Source organism: Bradyrhizobium sp. UFLA05-112 (assembly GCF_053572325.1).
Genome location: NZ_JBANBK010000008.1, coordinates 29,179 through 47,349 on the forward strand (window position 1 = coordinate 29,179; position 18,171 = coordinate 47,349).

Genomic DNA, 18,171 nt, shown 5'->3' on the forward strand with positions numbered 1-18,171 from the left:
CTACCGAGCGATGGAACGGCGGCTTTTGCGGTTTCTGGCAGAAGCTTTCAAAGAACGAGCACGCCTCGCATGACGACGATCCCCGTCCCGGAGAGTTCCGGTTCGGGTGTCAACCTGATCCGCAGAATACTGCGACGGCCCATTTTTGTGCCTTGCTCGATCGTCAGATCGTTGGCCTGCAACGTCCCCGTGGCCGCGAGGTAGGCCGCAAGGGGGCCAGCAGCCGTTCCCGTCGCGGCGTCCTCCCACAGTCCCACCGTCGGATTGAAGAAGCGGGCATAGGCTGTGCCAGGCGCGTCAGGATCGAGAGCGTAGAGATAGCAGCCTTCCGCCGAGGTTTCTGACAGAACAGCGAGCAACGCACCGGCATCGGGGCGTGCCCTGTCCACAATGCCGGCATTGCGAACGTGCACCATCAGATGAGCGGCGCCGGTGTCGGCAGGTCGCGGTGGCGGCTCAGGAAGGACATCTCCGCGATCGAGGCGCAGGGCGGCAGCCAGCGGTACGATGTCTTCCAGTGGATCAGACAAGCGCAACGGCGCCTGACGCATTCGGCCGTGGACACGGCCATCGATCGATTCAAGGACGATCGGCAGGACATCCGAACCGATCTCCTGTCGGAATGTCCGCGCGGGGGTGAGCGGGCCCAGATCGCCATGTTCTCCGAGCCAGAGCCACGCACCGAGCGCATTGTGCCCAGCGCCGAATACTTCTGCGCCGCTCGCGGTGAAGGACCGTAGCTTCCAGTCTGCGCACATGCTGCGCATGATGAACGTCGTTTCGGCCTGATTGAACTCGCCCGCGATCCGTCGCATCGCATCGTCCGATAAATCGTCGGCCCCTTGCACCACGGCAAGCGGATTGCCCGACAACGGCCTGTCGGCGAAGACATCGATTAGTCCCACGACGAGGTCAGCCATGGATTCCTTCTTTTCTTGATGAGAATTTTTATTTGCGTGTTCCTTTTTGGGATCATAATCCCAATGTGCTAAAGGAGAAAAATCGAAATCCTCAGCTTAGAGATGAGTCAGATTCATCATGGCCGCTTCGCGCCTGCCGCCATTGTCGTCGCTGCGCGCCTTCGAGGCGGCGGCGCGGCGGAAAAGCTTCAAGGCCGCAGCGGAAGAATTGCTGGTGACGCCCACGGCCATCAGCCATCAGATCAGGCAACTCGAAACCTATCTGGGCTTTCGCGTTCTGGACCGTACTCTCAGGGCCGTGGCGCTGACCCGGCCGGGCCAAGCTCTCTACGAGGCTACCGCGACCGGTTTCGGCGAGATCGAGAGAACCATCTCGCGGCTGCGGGCGGACACTGAACGAACGATCGTCACCCTTTCATCCACAACGGCATTCCTGAGCCACTGGCTCATTCCGCGACTGGATTCACTGCGGCAGGCAGTTCCGGAGATCAATCTCAGGCTGCATACGTCCAATGCCGTCGAGGAACTGCGGCCGGGAGGTATCGAAGCAGCCATACGTTATGGGAGCGGGCCATTTCCCGGTGCCATCAGCGTGCCCCTTTGCGTCGACGTGTTCACGCCCGTGTGTAGCCCACATCTCGGCATATCGCGCCTGGACGATCTGCGAGGCTCGACACTGATCCATATCGACGGGCGAACCCGACCGGCACTAACGCCGGACTGGTCCCGCTGGTGCGCACAGGCGCGTGTCACGGAGGTGGATACCGATGCAGGTCCCCGTTTCTCCGATAGCATGCTGGCGGTTCAGGCCGCGATTGCCGGCCACGGCGTCGTCATAGTCAGCCGGCTCCTGATCGCCGATGCTCTTGCAGCGGGCCTGCTGGAGGCGCCGTTCGCGCAGACCTTGTCTGGCGACACCTACCATTTTTCATGCGCAATGGGATTGGAGCAGCGCCCCGACATCGCAGCGCTTCGGACATGGTTCCAAGCTGGTCTCGCGACAGGATAGCATCCCACTCAAACGCGCAGCCACTACCGGTTCTGTGATCGCATAGCACGATCAAGGAATCGCGGAGCCATAACCTCACATCGCCGCCGATGCGGTCAGCGACCGATCAGGCTGATCTGCGCCGTCCAAACGTCACGATATGCGTCAAGGCCGGAAATCGGAGTTGCGGGGACGGGCATTGGCGCCGCGATGGGGTAGGAAGGCGGCCAATGCGCAAGCATTGCGGCACCGCGGGCCGTGCCCGCGGCGTCTTCCGCGGCAAAGACGCGCTGGGTCGGTCGCAACGCGCCGAGAGTCTGACAGAAAGGAAGATTGCCGGCGAAGGCCCCCTCGACGATGAGATCGCCGCTGTTCGCTCCCATGCGCGTCAGCATCAGATCGCTGACCAGGGCACAATAGAGCGTCGCAAGCGCGGTCCGATCGCGCGTTGCGACTTCGCCGCGGATCAGGCCTTTGGTCGCCGCATAAGGTCCGCCGTGGCCGGAGAAGCAGGGTAGGGCAATCGCCCCCGAGGCGATGACGCGCGCGATCGCGTCACGATCAGGATTGCCGCTGCCGCCCGCGACGACGGCGTATTCGCGTCCGCCCATAAAGCGCCCGCAGGCGATCGGTTGGCCCAGCGCGCCGACGTTGGCGAGCGTGTCGTCGCGAGGATCGAGCTGATCGAGAGCAAGGCCCACGCTCATCAGGATCACCCAGGTGCCGGTCGACAACACGGTGAACGGCGCCTGGCGCGAGACGAGGTAGGGCAGAAGTGAAGCGTTGGAATCGTGGATACCGCAAAACACTGGCGTTTCCGGCGCCAGCCCGCATGCGGCGGCGATTTCGGCTTTGATCGGACCGAGCGGATCAAAGGCGCGGCGCAGGGGTGGCAGCAAGTGGTCGACGCCGAGCGCTTTGACGAGGCTCGAGACTTGTCCCTGCCGCGGCGCCCAGAGATCCGTATGGGCACCGAGTGTCGTGACTTCAGAGACAGCGACGCCGCTCAGGCGCCAGGTCCAATATTGCGGATAGCCGACGAAATATCTCCCTTTGGCAAAGAGGTCCGGACAGCGCCACTTCTGATAGGCGAGCTGCCGACCGAGATTGAGGCCCGCTGGCAGCTTCGGCGACAGGCTCTCCGAAAAGGGTGGCCGCAAACTGGCATAGTCGGGCTCGATCACTTCTACGCCCGTGAATTCGTAGTCCATGACCGGAGCGGCGAGCTCGCTCTCGCCGATCAAAGCCCCGGCTGCGCCATGCGCGGTCGGAACGATGGCGCTGATCTGATGCGTGCGTGCGGCCTCATCAAGCGCATCGAGGAAGAAGCTCCACGCGCTCTCAACGTCTTCGTGCGGATAGGGCGGGCCTGGTCGAATGCGGTTGGGCGCCGACTTTTCCCAGAGAAGTCGGCCGTCGTCGAACAAGGCAAGCTTTACATTTGTCTTGCCGATGTCGAGCACTGCGACCGTCTGGCCCATCATTAAGCTACATCTCAACAGGCGACGTCATGAGTGTCACGGCTGGTTTGTCATGGCCACGACGCGAAAACCAAAAGGGCGTCGCCCGACCGCGTTCTGCGGCCGGGCGACGAGTCCAGATCAGAAATCGAAGTCCTTGACGTTCTGCTTCGTGAAGATGAAGGGCGAGCCAAGCAGGATCTCGCTGCCATTGACCACGTTCAGCTTGCCGAGCTTGCCTGCGTCCACCGAGGTCGCGCCGGGCTTCAGGGTGCCGTCGACGACCGCGCGCATCACGTAGGTCGCGGCATAGCCGAGATCGACCGGATTCCACAGCACGACCGACTTGACGCAGTCCGCGTTGACATACGGCTTCATCGCATTCGGGGTGGCAAGGCCGACCACCGCCACCTTGCCGCAGAGCTTGGCCTTGGTCACGGCTTCCGCCGAAGCGGGTGTCGCGACCGAGGTCATGCCGAACAGGCCAGCCAGCTTGTCGCCATGCTTGTTGATCAGCGTCGTCGCCTGGTTGAAGGACAGGTTATTGTCCTCCTGCGCCTCGACCGTTTCCAGCCATTTCAGCTTGGGATGACACTTCTGAGCATAGGCCCACATTTCGGCGATCCAGCGCGCCTGGTTCGGCGTCGTGAAGGTCGAGGTGACGATTGCGAAGCTCTTGTCGTCGCCGGCCTCCTTGGCCATCGAGTCCATCATCGCCTTGGCGATGCCGTTGAACTCGGCCTGATTGACGAACCATTCGCGCGCGTCCGGCGTCGAATTGGCGTCATAGCCGACGACATGGATGCCCTTCGACAGAGCCTTCTTCAGGACCGGCGCGATGGCCACCGGATCGTTGGCGGCGAAGAGAATGCCGTCGACGCCGCTGGTGATGTAATTGTCGATGAACTTGATCTGCTCGTCGATCTTGGCCTCGGTCGGGCCGTCGGTCTTCACCGTGACATTGCCGAGCGCCTTGGCTGCGTCCTGCATGCCTTTCGAGGTCGCGTTGAAATAACCGATGCCGATCAGCTTCGGCACGTCAACCAGCGTGATCGGCTTGCCGGCTTTGTCGGCCGCATTGGTTGGCCGGCCGCCGTCATAAGGCTTGGCCGCGGGCGCGGCGTTCGCCTCGCCGGCAGAACAGGCAAGCGGATTGACCGGCAGGTCGTCCGCGCCGTCCCATCTCTTGTCCGCCGCCGAGGCCGTTCCGGCCAGCAGCGTCGCGCTGAGGAATGCAAAGGCTAATCCGAGCTTCATCTTGTTGTCCTCCCATGTTTAAGCCGCTGTTTTCGCGGTCAGACACTCCATCAAACGCCGTCGCGGCGCCGCTGGAGCGAACTCGCCACAAGAGTTGAAAGGATGAGCACCGCGCCGATGACCACGATCGTCGCGTCGCCCTTGACACCGGTCAGAGCCAGTCCGTTTTTCAAGAGCTGGATCATTGCGAGGCCAACCACCGTGCCCCAGATCGTGCCGATGCCGCCGAATATGCTGGTGCCACCGAGCACCACCGCCGCGATCACGTCGAGCTCATAGCCGATCCCCATGTCCGAGCGGGTCGTGGTCACGCGCGAGACGAGAACACAGGCGGAAAGGCCGGCCATGAAGCCCGATAGCGTGTAGATGATCAGCTTGACGCGATCGACCGGCAAACCGGAAAAGCGCGCGGCGGTCTCGTTGTTGCCGATCGCATAGAGCGTCCGGCCGAAGGTGGTGCGGTCAAGAACGATCGCCGAGACCACGATCGCAATCAGCAAGAGCCAGAGCTGCGCCGGCACGCCGAACAGGTTTTCCTGTCCGATGAAGTAGAACCATTCCGGGTAGCCGCGCACCGAACGCGCCTGGCTGATCCCTTCGGCGAGCCCGCGATAGAGCGCGAGCGTCGCGATCGTCATGATCAGTGGCGGTACCTTCACCCTAGTGATGACGATCCCATTGAGGAAACCTGCCGCGGCGCCGACGAGTAGCGAGAAGCAGATCGCCAACGGCAAGGGAAAGCCGAAAATCTTCCAGGAATAGCCGAGCAGGATCGCGCACAGCCCGACGATCGAGCCGACCGAGAGATCGATGCCGCCGGTGATGATGATGAAGGTCATCGGCAGCGCGATCAGCCCGACCTCGGTGGTCAGCCTGCCTTGATTGAGCAGATTGTCGAGCGTGAGGAAACGACTGTTCAAGCCGCCGAGCACGATCAGCGCAATGAGCAGGATCACTGCGAGCATGGTCTCGTGGCGCAGCAGCCACCAGGGCACGACACGCTTGGCGGCCTGGGGAAGTGGGATTTCGCTCATGGCGCTCATGCTCCGGCCATGCGACGGCGCCGCAGAATGTCGGCGATCACGGTCACGAGGATGAGCACGCCCTGGACCGCGCGGATCCAGTAGGGCGAGACGTCGATGAAGACCAGCGCACTGGCGATCTCCGCGATCAGTACGGCCGCAAGCGTCGAGCCGATAACCGTGCCGACGCCGCCGAGAATGCTGACGCCTCCGACGACCGACGCGGTGATGATCGTCAGCTCGAGATTGGGCGGCACAGTCGACTGGATGACGCGCAGCTGCGTCGCGTAGAGCAGGGCGGCCGCTCCGGCGAAGAAGCCGTGCAACGCGAAGACCATCACGATCGTGCGCGGCTGCGAAATGCCGCAGAGCCGCGCCGCTTCGGCGTTGCCGCCGACCGCGTAGATGGCGCGGCCCGAGGCCGAATAGCGCATCCACAAGGCGGCCAGGATCGTCACCAAAATCATGAGAAAAACCGGAAACGGCAGCACGCCGAAGAGCTCGATATCGGCGAGATGGAAGCTGTCGGGCAGGTCGGTGATCCATTTGCCGCCGGTGACGCTGATCAGACCGCCTTTGAGGATCGACAGCATGCCGAGCGTAACCACGATCGCCGGAATGCGCAGATAGGCGATGATGGCGCCCTGCAAGGCCATCACGAGGACGCCGGCAACGAGCGCCGCGAGCCAGGCGACCACGATCGGCGCGCCGTTCACGGCCAGAGTGCCGCTGATCGTCGCCAGGACGCCGATCAGCGCGCCAACGGAAATATCTATGTTGCCGGAAACGATCACCATCGACATGCCGACTGCCGCGACTGCGATATAGGCGTTGCCGAGCAGCACGTCGGAAAGATTGCGCGCCGCCAGAAAGCGCGGATTGTAAAGGCCGACGGCGATGGCGAGTCCGATCACTGCGATCGCGAGCAAAGCCTCCTGCGAGGCAAGCACCTTCAGCCGCCGCCGCGGATCAGCCTCGGCGCCGGCCAAGGTCACGGTCGTCATGCCGCTTCCTCCGCGTTGTCATGACTGCCCATCATCGCTGCGCCGATCGACTCCTGGGTTGCTTCTTCGCGCGAGAATTCGGCAACGATACGGCCTTCGCGCATCACGAGGATGCGGTCGCTCATGCCGAGCACTTCTGGCAGCTCGCTCGAGATCATCAGGATGGCGAGCCCCTGGGCCGCAAGCTCGCCCATCAGCCGATGGATCTCGGCCTTGGCGCCCACATCGATGCCGCGCGTCGGCTCGTCGAGGATCAACAGCTTCGGCCCATTGGCGAGCCATTTGCCGAGCACGATCTTCTGCTGATTGCCGCCGGAGAGCTTGCCGGCGGTCTGCTCGAGCGAGCTCGTCTTGACCGCAAAGCGCTTGACGCCGTCGCCGGCGAGCTTTCGTTCGGCGCCGCGATCGATGAAGCCGCCGAATGCGATCTTGCCAAGCGCGGCGAGGCTGAAGTTCTCGCGCACCGTCATCGGCCGCACCAGGCCCTGCGTGCCGCGATCTTCGGGAACATAGGCGACGCCCAAAGACCGTGCCTGTGCCGGCGAGCGGATGTCGACCTTGTGTCCGGCGATCCGGATTTCGCCGTTATCGGCCGGCGTGACGCCGAAAATGGTTTGCGCCAGCTCGCTGCGACCCGAGCCGACGAGGCCGGCAACGCCGACGATCTCGCCGGCGCGCACCGTGAGCGAGACGTTCCTCGTCAGTGGCCGTCGTTCGAGGTTCTTCACCTCCAGCACCGGCTTGCCGATTGGAACCGTGATCTTCGGGAACAGGCTTTCGATCCTGCGGCCGACCATCAATTGCACGAGTTCGGCCGCGTCCGTGTCGGCAACGCGCTTGGTAGCGACATGGGCGCCATCGCGCAGCACCGTGACACGATCGGCGATCGCGAAAATCTCGTCGAGCCGATGGCTGATATAGATCACGGCGACACCGCGGGCTTTCAGCTTGCGCACAATGTCGAACAGCCGCGTCACGTCGTACTCGGTCAGAGCCGCGGTCGGCTCGTCCATGATCAGTATGCGCGCGTCCTGCGACAGCGCGCGCAGGATCTCGACGCGCTGACGATTGCCGACGCTGAGCGAGCCGACGATGCGGTCTGCCTGCAGGTCATGAATCTCGAGCGAGGCGAGCAGCGCATTTGTCTTCTCCCGCATCGCCCGCCAGTCGATCCGGCGGAGGCCTGCGCGCGGCGCATGCCCCATGAAGATGTTCTCGGCGACGGTGAGCTCCGGAAACAGCAGCAGCTCCTGATAGATCGTGGCGATGCCGGCGCGCCGGGCATCGTCCGGCCGTGCGAGATCGACCGGCTTGCCGTCCACGAGAACCTCGCCGCGATCGGGCGGGAACACGCCCGAAACGATCTTGATCAGCGTCGACTTGCCGGCGCCGTTCTCGCCGAGCAAGGCGTGGACTTCGCCTTTGGCAGCGTCGAACGAGACGCCGGACAGCGCCCGCACGCCTGGAAAGGATTTCTCGACCGCGCGCACCGACAGAAGCGGCGCCGCAGGAGGATGACTGTGCGCGTCCGTTGTCATGGTCACGCCGCCGCAATGGTTTGAGCGCCCGCATCGACGACAACGACGCGGACACCATGTGCGCGCAGCATGTCGAGTGCGTCGCTCGGCGCATCGGAATCGGTGATCAGCATATCGATGCGCGAGAGCGGGCAGACGACAAGGCTGCCGCGCGAGACGAACTTCGAGGAATCGGCCAGCACGATCAGCTTGTCGGCACGCTTCAGCAGTTTGGATTCGGCGCGGGCGAGCAGGGGATCGCCCTCGATCACGCCGAGCGGTCCGATCGAGATTGCGCTCATGAACATCCGCGTCGCCGAATAGTGCTGGATCGCATCCTCTTCAAAAGGCGAGACGATCATTCCCTGCTCACGATAGACCTCGCCACCCGGCAAGGCGACGCGGCATTTCGACGTGTGGATCAGCGCGTCGGCGAGCAGATAGGAATTGGTCAACACCTTCAGACGGCGCTCGCGCAAATACTCGCCCATCTGGTACGTCGTCGTGCCGCCATTGATGATGATCGTCTCGCCGTCGGTGCAGAGGGCGACTGCCGCTTTCGCAATGGCGCGCTTGGCGTCGATGTTGAGCGTCTGGCTGACGTCGAAGGAGCGGGTGGCAAGGGAGAGGACGTCGCCCGGTGCGTTGGCGGTTTCCGGCAGGGCTTCGAGTCCGCCGTGCACCCTTATCGCGACACCTTGCTCGGCAAGCCTGGCGAAATCGCGCCGTATCGAGGCTTCGGAGACGCCGGTCGCGCGACAAGCGTCGGCGATGCGCACCAGCGACCGCTCACGCAAGAGTGCCTTGATGACCTGCCAGCGTTCCCGCTCGTGCACGTCGCCCTCCCTTTTGCCCGTAAATAGGTCACGCTCTCGACGAGTGGTCAACTGCAAACCGTCAAATTCGCTCAATATCGCGCCGCATCAATCATATTGCGTCGCACTGCTGAGTGTCGGTGATTGACCTTGATTGAATCCGTGGCCTAAGCTGCCCAGAGATCAAGCACAGGGAGAATGCCTAATGAGCGAGGTCGCGGCCACGCCCCTGCCAAATCTCTGGGACGACGCGCTCGCCGCCGGGCTCGATGAGGCAGGTCAGTTGCTGTACCGCTCGAACCTGCTCGGGGCCGATCTGCGCATCACCAATTTCGGCGGCGGCAACACCTCAGCCAAGATCGAGATGAAGGATCCACTGACGCGCGAGACTACACGCGTGCTCTGGGTCAAAGGGTCTGGCGGCGACCTCGGCTCGATGAAGCGGGACGGCTTTTCAACGCTGTACCTCGACAAGCTCGAGAGCCTGAAAGGCCTCTATCGCGGCCTCGCCCATGAGGACGAGATGGTCGCCTTGTTCAATCACTGCACCTTCGATCTCAATCCGCGCGCGACTTCGATCGATACGCCCCTGCACGCCTTCGTGCCGCACCGTCATGTCGATCACGTCCACGCCGACGCGGTCATCGCCATTGCCGCCTCAGTCGACGCTGAGCGTCTGACCCGCGAGGTTTTCGGCGGCAAGCTCGGATTCCTGCCGTGGCAGCGGCCCGGGTTCGATCTCGGCCTGAAACTCGGCGAGATGGCCACGCGCCATCCCGACTATGTCGGGGTGGTTCTCGGCGGCCACGGGCTCTTCACCTGGGCCGAGACGTCGAAAGCCTGTTACGAGATGACCTTGCGCGTGATTCAGCAGGCCGCTGATTGGCTTGCGTTGCATGAACAGAAGCCGGCTTTCGGCGGTGCCAAGGTCGAAACAGCTTTGCCGGAGAAGCGCCGCGCGATTGCGGCCAGGCTGATGCCGCTGATCCGCGGTAAGATCTCCTCCGACGAGCGCAAGATCGGCCATTTCACCGATGCCCCGGAGGTGCTGGAGTTTGTCAACGCCAGCGCGCTGACGAAGTTGGCGCCGCTCGGCACCTCCTGTCCGGATCACTTTCTTCGTACCAAGATCCGGCCATTGCTGCTGCCCTACGATCCCGTGCGCGACAATCTCGACGAGGTGATCGCTGGCCTCGACGACGTCCTCGCCGCGTACCGGCGCGACTACGCGGCCTATTACGAGCGCTGCAAACATCCTGACACACCGGCCATGCGCGATCCCAACGCGGTCGTGTATCTCGCTCCGGGAATCGGCATGTTCACGTTTGCCAAGGACAAGGCGACGGCGCGCGTTGCGGCCGAATTCTATGTCAACGCAATCAACGTCATGCGTGGCGCCTCGGGCGTCAGTGCCTATGTCGGCCTTGCCGAGCAGGAGGCCTTCAACATCGAATATTGGCTGCTGGAGGAGGCCAAGCTCCAGCGCATGCCCAAGCCGAAATCGCTTGCCGGGCGGATCGCCTATGTGACCGGCGGTGCCGGCGGCATTGGCGGAGCGACCGCGCAGCGGTTGCTCGATGAAGGCGCTTGCCTCGTCATTGCCGATATCGACGAGAAGGCGCTGAACGAGCGCGTTGCGGCGATCACGAAACGCCATGGCCGCGACGCGGCGATCGGCGTGAAGCTCGACGTGACTGACGAGGCAGCAGTGGTCGCTTCGTTCGAACAGGCCGCGCGCGCATTTGGCGGTGTCGACATCGTCGTCTCGAACGCGGGGATTGCCTCGGCCTCGCCGGTGGAGGACACGAGTCTTGGACTGTGGCAGAAGAACATGGACATTCTCGCCACTGGCTATTTCCTTGTCTCGCGCGAGGCGTTCCGGCTGATGCAGCGTCAGAACATTGGTGGCGCCATCATCTTCGTCGCCTCGAAGAACGGCCTTGCCGCTTCGGCGGGCGCTTCGGCCTATTGCGCAGCCAAGGCGTCGGAGATCCATCTCGCCCGCTGCCTGGCGCTGGAAGGCGCGGCGCATGGCATTCGCGTCAACACGGTCAATCCGGATGCGGTGCTGCGCGGCTCGAAGATCTGGGAAGGCGAGTGGCGTCAGCAGCGTGCGGCGTCCAACAAGGTCACCGAAGATCAACTCGAGGAAGTCTATCGCCAGCGCTCGATGCTCAAACTGTCGGTTTTCCCCGAGGATATTGCGGAGGGTGTCTACTTCTTCGCGTCCGACCTTTCGGCCAAATCGACCGGCAACATTCTTAATGTCGATGCCGGCAACGCCCAGGCCTTCACGCGATGAGCACGCCGTTCTCGATCAGCGCGGATTTCGTCGCCAAGCAGAACGCGCGGCTCGAAGACGCAACCACTGAAGACTTCGATGCCCTGAAGCGCACACTGGCGCGGCACGGGATCGACGCGGACGCCTTGGTCCAGAAGGTCATGGCCTTCGGCGTCGCCATTCCGACCTGGGGCGTCGGCACGGGGGGGACGCGATTTGCCCGCTTTCCGGGGCCAGGTGAGCCGCGCAATGTCTTCGAGAAGATCGACGATTGCGCCGTAATCCAGCAACTGGCGCGGGCAACCCCTGCGATCTCGCCGCACATTCCGTGGGACAAGGTCGACGACTATGCAGCCTTGCGCGAAAAAGCCGCGACGCATGGCCTTGCCTTCGACGCGGTCAATTCCAACACGTTCCAGGATCAGGCGGGGCAGGAGCTTTCGTACAAGTTCGGTTCGTTGTCGCATACCGATGCGCGCGTGCGCGCTCAGGCGATCGCGCACAATATCGAGTGCATCGAGATCGGCCGCAAGCTTGGCTCGAATGCGCTGACCGTCTGGATCGCCGACGGCTCGAACTTTGCCGGCCAATCGAATCTGACCAAGGCGCTCGACCGCTATATCGACGCGATGCGCGAGATCGTCGCCGCACTCCCTGCTGATTGGCGGGTGTTCCTCGAGCACAAGCTCTACGAGCCGGCGTTCTACTCGACCGTGATCTCGGATTGGGGTTCGAGTTTTGCCGTTGCGCAGGAGCTCGGGCCCAAGGCGTATTGCCTCGTCGATCTCGGCCATCATGCGCCGAACGTGAATATCGAGCAGATCGTCGCCCGGCTCGTTCGCTTCGGCAAGCTCGCAGGCTTCCATTTCAACGATTCAAAATATGGTGACGACGATCTCGACAGCGGCTCGGTCGAGCCGTTCCGGCTGTTTCTCGTCTTCAACGAGCTGATCGACGCCGAGCGTCGCAAGGCGGAAGGCTTTGCGCCAGCTTATATGATCGACCAGTCGCATAACGTGACCGATCCGATCGAGAGCCTGATGCAATCGGCGATCGAGCTGCAGCGCGCCTATGCGCAGGCGCTCATCGTCGATCGCGCAGCACTCGAAGCGGCGCAAGAGTCCAATGACGCGCTCGGCGCACATCTCGAATTGAAGCGCGCCTTCACGACCGACGTCTCGCCACTGCTCGCCATTGCCCGCCTGCGCGCCGGCGGTGCGATCGCGCCGATCGCGGCCTATCGCGCATCCGGTTATCGCGCGCAAAAGGCGAGGGAGCGTCCCGCCATCGCCGGAACGTCGGCGGGGATTGTGTAGAGCATGATCCGGAAAAGTGTGAAGCGGTTTTCCGAAAGGATCATGCTCAAGCAATAACCTAAAGCGCGATGACGATGCGTCCCAATCTCATCGCGCTTTAGGCGATAGGCCTCCATCCGCCGTCAGAGCTTCCGCAGCGCCAGGCCGCCATCGACGTGGATGACATCTCCCGTCGAATAGCCGAGTTGGCCTATCGCCAAGGTGGCGACGGCTTTTCCGATATCCTCGGGTTCACCCCAGCGCTTGATAGGCGTGAGACCCTCGCCAATGAGCCGGTCGTACTTATCCTTGGCGACGGCAGTCATTTGCGTTCGGATGATCCCTGGCCGAAGCTCGTAGGACCCGATGCCGTGATCGGCAAGCCGGATCGCGAAAAGTCGGGCCATCATGGACAGTCCCGTCTTGGAGACGCAGTACTCTCCGCGGTCAATCGAGGCGAACTCGGCATTGATCGACGAGATCGTGATGATGCTGCGAAAGTGCTGCGATTGCGCGCCGATCATCCGCCGCGCGACCTCCTGAGTCAGGAAGAAGGGGCCGCGCAGGTTGATATTCATGATGCGGTCGTAGCTCTCCGGTGTCATCTTCAGGAGATCATCGCGCACGCTGACGGATACACCAGCATTGTTGACGAGGCAGTCGATGCCGCCAAAGGCATTCCAGGCGTCGTCCACGAATTGATGGTGCTGCTCGACCCGCGAAATATCCAGGCTGATGGCCTTTGCATCCCCGCCTGCTTCGCGGATGGCTGCCAGCGTCTCGTCGAGATCTTCCGAGCCAGGAAGATCATTCACGATGATCGAGAAGCCGGCTCTCGATAGAGCGAGCGCGATTGCGCGGCCGATGCCGCGTCCCGCTCCCGTCACCAAAGCGCTAGGTCGTCGCTGATCATCCATATCGGTTTCCTTCCATGCGCTCGCGCCGAAGCGAACGGGCACTATTTGGAACGTTCTATAATATGAAGCGTCTGACGTTTGAGGTCAAAATTCCGCAGTAGCCGCAATTTCGAGCCTTGCGCGTCAAGAAGAATAGGAGTATTTGGAACGTTCCAAATTCAGGGAGGCTCGCGAAGGGCATGGCGCGTGCGGGGCGCAAATCTCGTGCGGTGACGATCCTCGACATTGCCAAGTCGGCGGGGGTGTCGAAGTCGACGGTGTCGCTTGTGCTCAAGAGGAGTCCTCTCGTCAAAGAGGAGACGCGCCAGCGCGTGGCAGGCGTGATGGACGCTCTCGGCTATGTCTACAACCGTGGTGCTGCGAGCTTGCGCCGCGCGAGGGCCGACATCGTCGGAATGGTGATCAATGATCTGTCGAACCCGTTTTTTGCCGAGCTTGCCATTGGCATCGAGCGAGCCCTGCAAAACTCCGGGTTTGTTCCGTTCATCGCCAATACTGCCGAGAGCGTCGTCCGGCAGGCCGAGGTGGTGCGCTCAATGCGGGAGCATGGCGCCGCCGGCCTGATCCTTAGTCCGGCGCTCGATACCGATGTGGCGGAGATCTCGCGGCTCGAGGCGCGTTTGCCCATCGTGCTCGCGATCCGGCGGATCATCGGAGCCCGGGCCTCGCTGGTGGTTTCCGACAATCTGGCTGGTGCAACGCGGGCGACCGAACATCTCATCGAGCTCGGCCATCGCGATGTCGCTTTCGTTGGCGGTGTCGGCCGGATGGTCGTCTTCCAGGACCGTGTCGCCGGATTTGCCGGCGCCATGGAGCAGGCGCGACTTGCCGTCGAGCCCGCGCGGATCATTGAGAGCATGCCAACGAAGGATGGCGGCTTCGACGCAATGAAGCGCCTGTTGTCGTCGGAGAGGCGACCGACGGCGGTGGTTTGCTTCAACGACGTCGTGGCCATCGGCGCGATGTTGGCGATCGCACGACAGGGGTTGACCGTCGGGCGCGATGTTGCCGTCGTCGGTTTCGATGACACCGCCGAGGCCCGTCATGTCTCTCCCGCTCTGACCACCGTCTCGGTCGATGCCGGCAGTCTCGGAGAACGCGCAGCGCAGATGTTGCTGAGGCAGATCAACGAGGGCGAGCGTCGTCTCGAGAGCTATGTCGGCGAAGCGCGCTTGGTCGTTCGGGAGAGTTGTGGAGCGACATTCAAACGGAGGATCGCATCTTGAGTGGCCTGCGTTGGGGATTGATCGGTGCAAGTACGATCGCGCGCGAGTGGGTGATCGAGGCCATCCGCGGGGGGAATGGCGAGGTGGTAGCCGTGATGAGCAGCGATCCGGAGCGCGCGCAGCGCTTTGCCGGCGAGAATGGAATCGCGACCGCAACGACGGATCTCGAGGCGTTGCTCGGAAGCGGTATCGATGCGGTCTATATCTCGACAACGAACGAGCATCATTGCTCGCAAACGCTGGCCGCAGCTGCGGCCGGAAAACACGTTCTGTGTGAGAAGCCGCTCGCACTGAATTTGGCGGATGCCAAGCGGATGGTTGCGGCCTGCAAGGCGGCGGGCGTGCAAATGGGGACGAACCATCATTTGCGCAATGCGGCCACCCATCGCGCAATTCATGCCGCGATCAAGGCCGGCCACATCGGCAAGCCGCTGTTTGCCCGCGTGTTTCATTCGGTCTACCTGCCGCCGCATCTGCAGGGCTGGCGGATCGAGCGGCCGGGGTCGGGTGGCGGCGTGGTGCTCGACATCACCGTTCATGATGCCGACACCATGCGTTTCGTGCTCGACGAGGAGCCTGTTGCCGTGACCGCGATGACCTCGCGGGGTGGTATGGGCCAGGCAGGTCTCGAAGACGGCGTCATGGGGGTCGTCCGCTTTGAAAGCGGGCTGATTGCCCAGTTCCACGACGCCTTCACGACCAGATACGCGGTGACCGGCTTCGAGGTCCACGGCGAAGAGGGGTCGCTGATCGGGATCGACTGTATGACCCAGCAGCCGAAAGGCGAGGTCCTGCTGCGGACCAAAGACGGCGAGAGGCAGCTCACGGTCGCGCACGAGAATCTCTATCTGCGGGCGGTGCGCCTCTTCGGCGATGCGGTCGCGGGCCGTGGGGCACCCTCTGCAACGGGCGAGGATGGAATCAAGTCTCTGAGCCTCGCGCTGTCGACGCGTGAGGCTGCACGAACGGGGCACGAGACGCCCATCGATCTGGCGACCTGAGGCGGACTATGGCACGAACGAAGGTCTTGAGCGCTTCTGAGGCGGCCCATCTGATACCCGACGGTGCCGTCGTGACGGTCTCTTCGTCATCCGGGCTGGGCTGCCCGGATGCGGTGCTCGCCGCCATCGGCGCAAGATTTGAAGCCGACGGCCACCCGCGCAACCTGACGACGCTGCATCCGATCGCTGCTGGCGACATGTGGGGCGTCAAAGGCATCGATCACATCGCCAAGCCTGGATGCCTCAAGAAGGTCCTGGCCGGCTCTTATCCGTCCGGCCCTTCCTCGGCCGCTCCCCCCGCGATCTGGGAGATGATCTCGGGGAACAGCATTCCCGCCTACAATGTGCCGTCGGGAATCCTGTTCGACATGCACCGCGAAGCCGCTGCAAAGCGCCCGGGCGTGCTGACCAAGGTCGGCATGGACACCTTCGTCGACCCAGCGCGTGAAGGCTGCGCAATGAACGGCAAGGCTGCTTCCGAGCCGATCGTCAGTCGGGTGAACTTCGCCGGCGAGGACTGGCTGTTCTTCCCGAGCATCATTCCGCAGGTCGCGATCATTCGCGCCACCACTGCGGACGAACGCGGCAATCTTTCGTACGAGCACGAGGGCGGCATTCTCGGGCCGCTCGACCAGGCGCTGAGCGTGCGCAACAATGGCGGCCTCGTGATCGCACAGGTCAAGCGCCTTGCGGCTGCCGGCACCTTGCGTCCTCATGACGTGGTCGTGCCAGGCGTGCTCGTCGATGTGATCGTCGTGGCTCCGGACCAACTCCAGACCACGAACACGCCGTATGAGCCCGCGATTTCCGGTGAGATCTTTCGGCCAATCGCCTCGTTCGAGACGCCAAAATTCGACGTCGGCAAAGCCATCGCACGTCGCGTCGCGATGGAGCTTCGCGACGGCGACGCCGTCAACATCGGGTTCGGCATTTCGGCCAACGTCCCGCGTATTCTGATCGAGGAAGGCCGGCACGGTGCGGTCACCTGGGTGATCGAGCAGGGCGCCATCGGCGGTGTTCCGCTGCTCGATTTTCAGTTCGGCTGTGCGTCGAATGCCGAGGCGATCGTCCAGTCGCCACATCAATTCACCTATTTCCAGGGTGGCGGCTTCGACATGTCGCTGCTCTCGTTTCTGCAGATCGACCGCTCAGGCTCGGTCAACGTTTCCAAGCTCGGCCTCCGTCCCCATGTGACGGCCGGGGCTGGCGGCTTTGTCGACATCACGGCGCGGGCCAAGCGGATCGTGTTCTCCGGCTACTTCACCGCGGGCGCAGGCCTCGAGATCGCCGATGGCTCGTTGCGGATTGCCAGGGAAGGGAAAGTCAAAAAGCTCGTCAACGAGGTCGAGCAGGTGTCGTTTTCGGGCAGGCAGGCGGTCGCGCAGGGGCAGGAGATCGTCTACGTCACCGAACGTTGCGTCTTGAGGCTCGAGCCCGAAGGCGTCACAGTCGTCGAGATCGCGCCCGGTGTTGACTTGCAGCGTGACGTGCTTGCACAATCGGAATTCCCACTGCGAGTGGCGGGCAATCTCAAGTTGATGCCGGCCGTGCTGTTCCGTCCCGAACCGATTGGCCTCGAATTGCGGAGGGCAGCTTGAGCCCGTTTGTCGAATTGACCTTCCAGGGATCGATCGCCCGTCTCGGCCTCAAGCGCCCCGATAAGCTCAATGCGCTTGATCGCGACATGATCGAGGCGCTCGGCGAGGCGGCGCGGGCCATCGAGGCCTCGCGCGAGACCCGCGTGGCGATCCTGTTCGGCGAAGGCAAGGCATTTTGCGCCGGCGGCGATATTGCAGCCTGGGGCGGCTTGCCGGCGCTCGACATGTGGCGCGATTGGACGCGTGCGGGCCATCGCGCGTTCGAGGCGCTGGCGCGCCTGCGCGTGCCGCTCATTGCGGCGCTCACCGGCCACGCATTCGGCGGTGGACTGGAACTCGCCGCGGTGGCGGACATACGTATCGCCGAGCGCGGCATCAAGCTCGGGCTTCCGGAGACGGGACTGGGCATGGCGCCTGGCTGGTCGGGAACGCAGCGACTGGTTCGCCGCTTCGGCGCCTCCGTCGTGCGCCGCATGGCACTCACGGGACGTCTGTTCACCGCCGAAGAAGGTTGCGAGCTCGGTCTGGTCGACGAAGTGACCGACGATGGCCAAGCACTGACACGCGCCGAAAGCCTGGCGTCTGACGTTGCCGCGCGCGGCCCACTTGCCGTGCAGATCGTCAAGGCCATGATTAATGCGGCCGAAGGGGAGGACAGTGACGCCCCCATCGAAGGGCTTGCTGGCGCGCTCACCGCCACGACCGATGATCTCGCCGAGGGCGTTGCCGCCTTCAGGGGCAAGCGCGCCCCTCGTTTTGTTGGACACTAGGAAAGGAGCTTCGGAAGGCGGGCCGCTTCTTATGGGTTCGGCGGCAACCGCAGACGACAACGATAATGATATTCAAGAGCCGAACCGGCCTCTCGAAACG

Annotated in this window: 15 protein-coding genes; 7 read left to right on the forward strand and 8 right to left on the reverse strand. The window is 63.1% G+C overall.

What is annotated here, in order from left to right; genetic code table 11:
- Positions 1–47: 47 nt before the first annotated feature.
- Positions 48–920 carry a PhzF family phenazine biosynthesis protein gene (locus tag SO180_RS06660; RefSeq protein ID WP_449378023.1) on the reverse strand — a complete coding sequence of 291 codons (873 nt, stop codon included), beginning with the start codon at positions 918–920 and terminating at the stop codon, positions 48–50.
- Positions 921–1,038: 118 nt separating this feature from the next.
- Here SO180_RS06660 and SO180_RS06665 point away from each other — a divergent pair, with 118 nt between their 5' ends.
- A complete protein-coding gene (locus SO180_RS06665; RefSeq protein WP_449378024.1) occupies positions 1,039–1,929 on the forward strand; it encodes a LysR substrate-binding domain-containing protein in 891 nt (296 codons plus the stop codon).
- Positions 1,930–2,024: 95 nt separating this feature from the next.
- Here SO180_RS06665 and SO180_RS06670 read toward each other — a convergent pair whose 3' ends face one another.
- The 6 genes from SO180_RS06670 to SO180_RS06695 all read right to left on the reverse strand — a co-directional run bounded on the left by SO180_RS06670 (position 2,025) and on the right by SO180_RS06695 (position 9,004).
- Positions 2,025–3,392: an FGGY-family carbohydrate kinase gene (locus tag SO180_RS06670; protein ID WP_449378025.1), complete on the reverse strand. Its 1,368-nt coding sequence runs from the start codon at positions 3,390–3,392 to the stop codon at positions 2,025–2,027.
- Positions 3,393–3,509: 117 nt separating this feature from the next.
- Entirely contained in the window at positions 3,510–4,625 is a 1,116-nt protein-coding gene (locus SO180_RS06675; RefSeq protein WP_449378026.1) for an autoinducer 2 ABC transporter substrate-binding protein, read from the reverse strand.
- 50 nt (positions 4,626–4,675) lie between these two features.
- Complete coding sequence (locus SO180_RS06680) at positions 4,676–5,668, reverse strand: ABC transporter permease (protein ID WP_449378027.1); 993 nt, start codon at positions 5,666–5,668, stop codon at positions 4,676–4,678.
- Positions 5,665–6,651: an ABC transporter permease gene (locus SO180_RS06685; protein ID WP_449378028.1), complete on the reverse strand. Its 987-nt coding sequence runs from the start codon at positions 6,649–6,651 to the stop codon at positions 5,665–5,667. The genes SO180_RS06680 and SO180_RS06685 overlap by 4 nt, the downstream gene beginning before the upstream one ends.
- On the reverse strand, positions 6,648–8,189 hold the full coding sequence (locus tag SO180_RS06690; protein WP_449378029.1) for a sugar ABC transporter ATP-binding protein: 1,542 nt from the start codon (positions 8,187–8,189) through the stop codon (positions 6,648–6,650). Before SO180_RS06690 ends, SO180_RS06685 begins: the two co-directional genes overlap by 4 nt.
- A 2-nt stretch (positions 8,190–8,191) precedes the next feature.
- A complete protein-coding gene (locus SO180_RS06695) occupies positions 8,192–9,004 on the reverse strand; it encodes a DeoR/GlpR family DNA-binding transcription regulator (RefSeq protein ID WP_449378030.1) in 813 nt (270 codons plus the stop codon).
- A gap of 184 nt (positions 9,005–9,188) precedes the next feature.
- On the opposite strand from SO180_RS06695, the gene SO180_RS06700 reads away from it, so the two are divergent.
- Positions 9,189–11,285: a bifunctional rhamnulose-1-phosphate aldolase/short-chain dehydrogenase gene (locus SO180_RS06700; protein ID WP_449378031.1), complete on the forward strand. Its 2,097-nt coding sequence runs from the start codon at positions 9,189–9,191 to the stop codon at positions 11,283–11,285.
- Positions 11,282–12,580, forward strand: a complete 1,299-nt coding sequence (gene rhaI / locus SO180_RS06705) for an L-rhamnose catabolism isomerase (RefSeq protein ID WP_449378032.1) — start codon at positions 11,282–11,284, stop codon at positions 12,578–12,580. The genes SO180_RS06700 and rhaI overlap by 4 nt, the downstream gene beginning before the upstream one ends.
- Before the next feature lie 122 nt (positions 12,581–12,702).
- Here the strand turns inward: rhaI and SO180_RS06710 are convergent, their stop codons facing one another.
- The gene (locus tag SO180_RS06710; RefSeq protein WP_449378033.1) at positions 12,703–13,476 is read right to left on the reverse strand and encodes a 3-ketoacyl-ACP reductase; all 774 of its coding nucleotides are present in this window, start codon (positions 13,474–13,476) and stop codon (positions 12,703–12,705) included.
- A 179-nt stretch (positions 13,477–13,655) separates the two neighbouring features.
- Between SO180_RS06710 and SO180_RS06715 the strand changes: the two genes are divergently transcribed.
- Genes SO180_RS06715 through SO180_RS06730 form a run of 4 tightly spaced genes read left to right on the forward strand, consistent with a single transcriptional unit; the run spans position 13,656 to position 18,071 of the window.
- The gene (locus tag SO180_RS06715; RefSeq protein ID WP_449378034.1) at positions 13,656–14,702 is read left to right on the forward strand and encodes a LacI family DNA-binding transcriptional regulator; all 1,047 of its coding nucleotides are present in this window, start codon (positions 13,656–13,658) and stop codon (positions 14,700–14,702) included.
- 5 nt (positions 14,703–14,707) lie between these two features.
- Positions 14,708–15,703, forward strand: coding sequence for a Gfo/Idh/MocA family protein (locus tag SO180_RS06720; RefSeq protein WP_449378129.1), 996 nt, complete (start codon positions 14,708–14,710; stop codon positions 15,701–15,703).
- An 8-nt stretch (positions 15,704–15,711) separates the two neighbouring features.
- Positions 15,712–17,301, forward strand: coding sequence for an acyl CoA:acetate/3-ketoacid CoA transferase (locus SO180_RS06725; RefSeq protein WP_449378035.1), 1,590 nt, complete (start codon positions 15,712–15,714; stop codon positions 17,299–17,301).
- Positions 17,298–18,071, forward strand: a complete 774-nt coding sequence (locus SO180_RS06730) for an enoyl-CoA hydratase/isomerase family protein (RefSeq protein ID WP_449378036.1) — start codon at positions 17,298–17,300, stop codon at positions 18,069–18,071. Before SO180_RS06725 ends, SO180_RS06730 begins: the two co-directional genes overlap by 4 nt.
- The last annotated feature ends 100 nt before the right edge of the window (positions 18,072–18,171 follow it).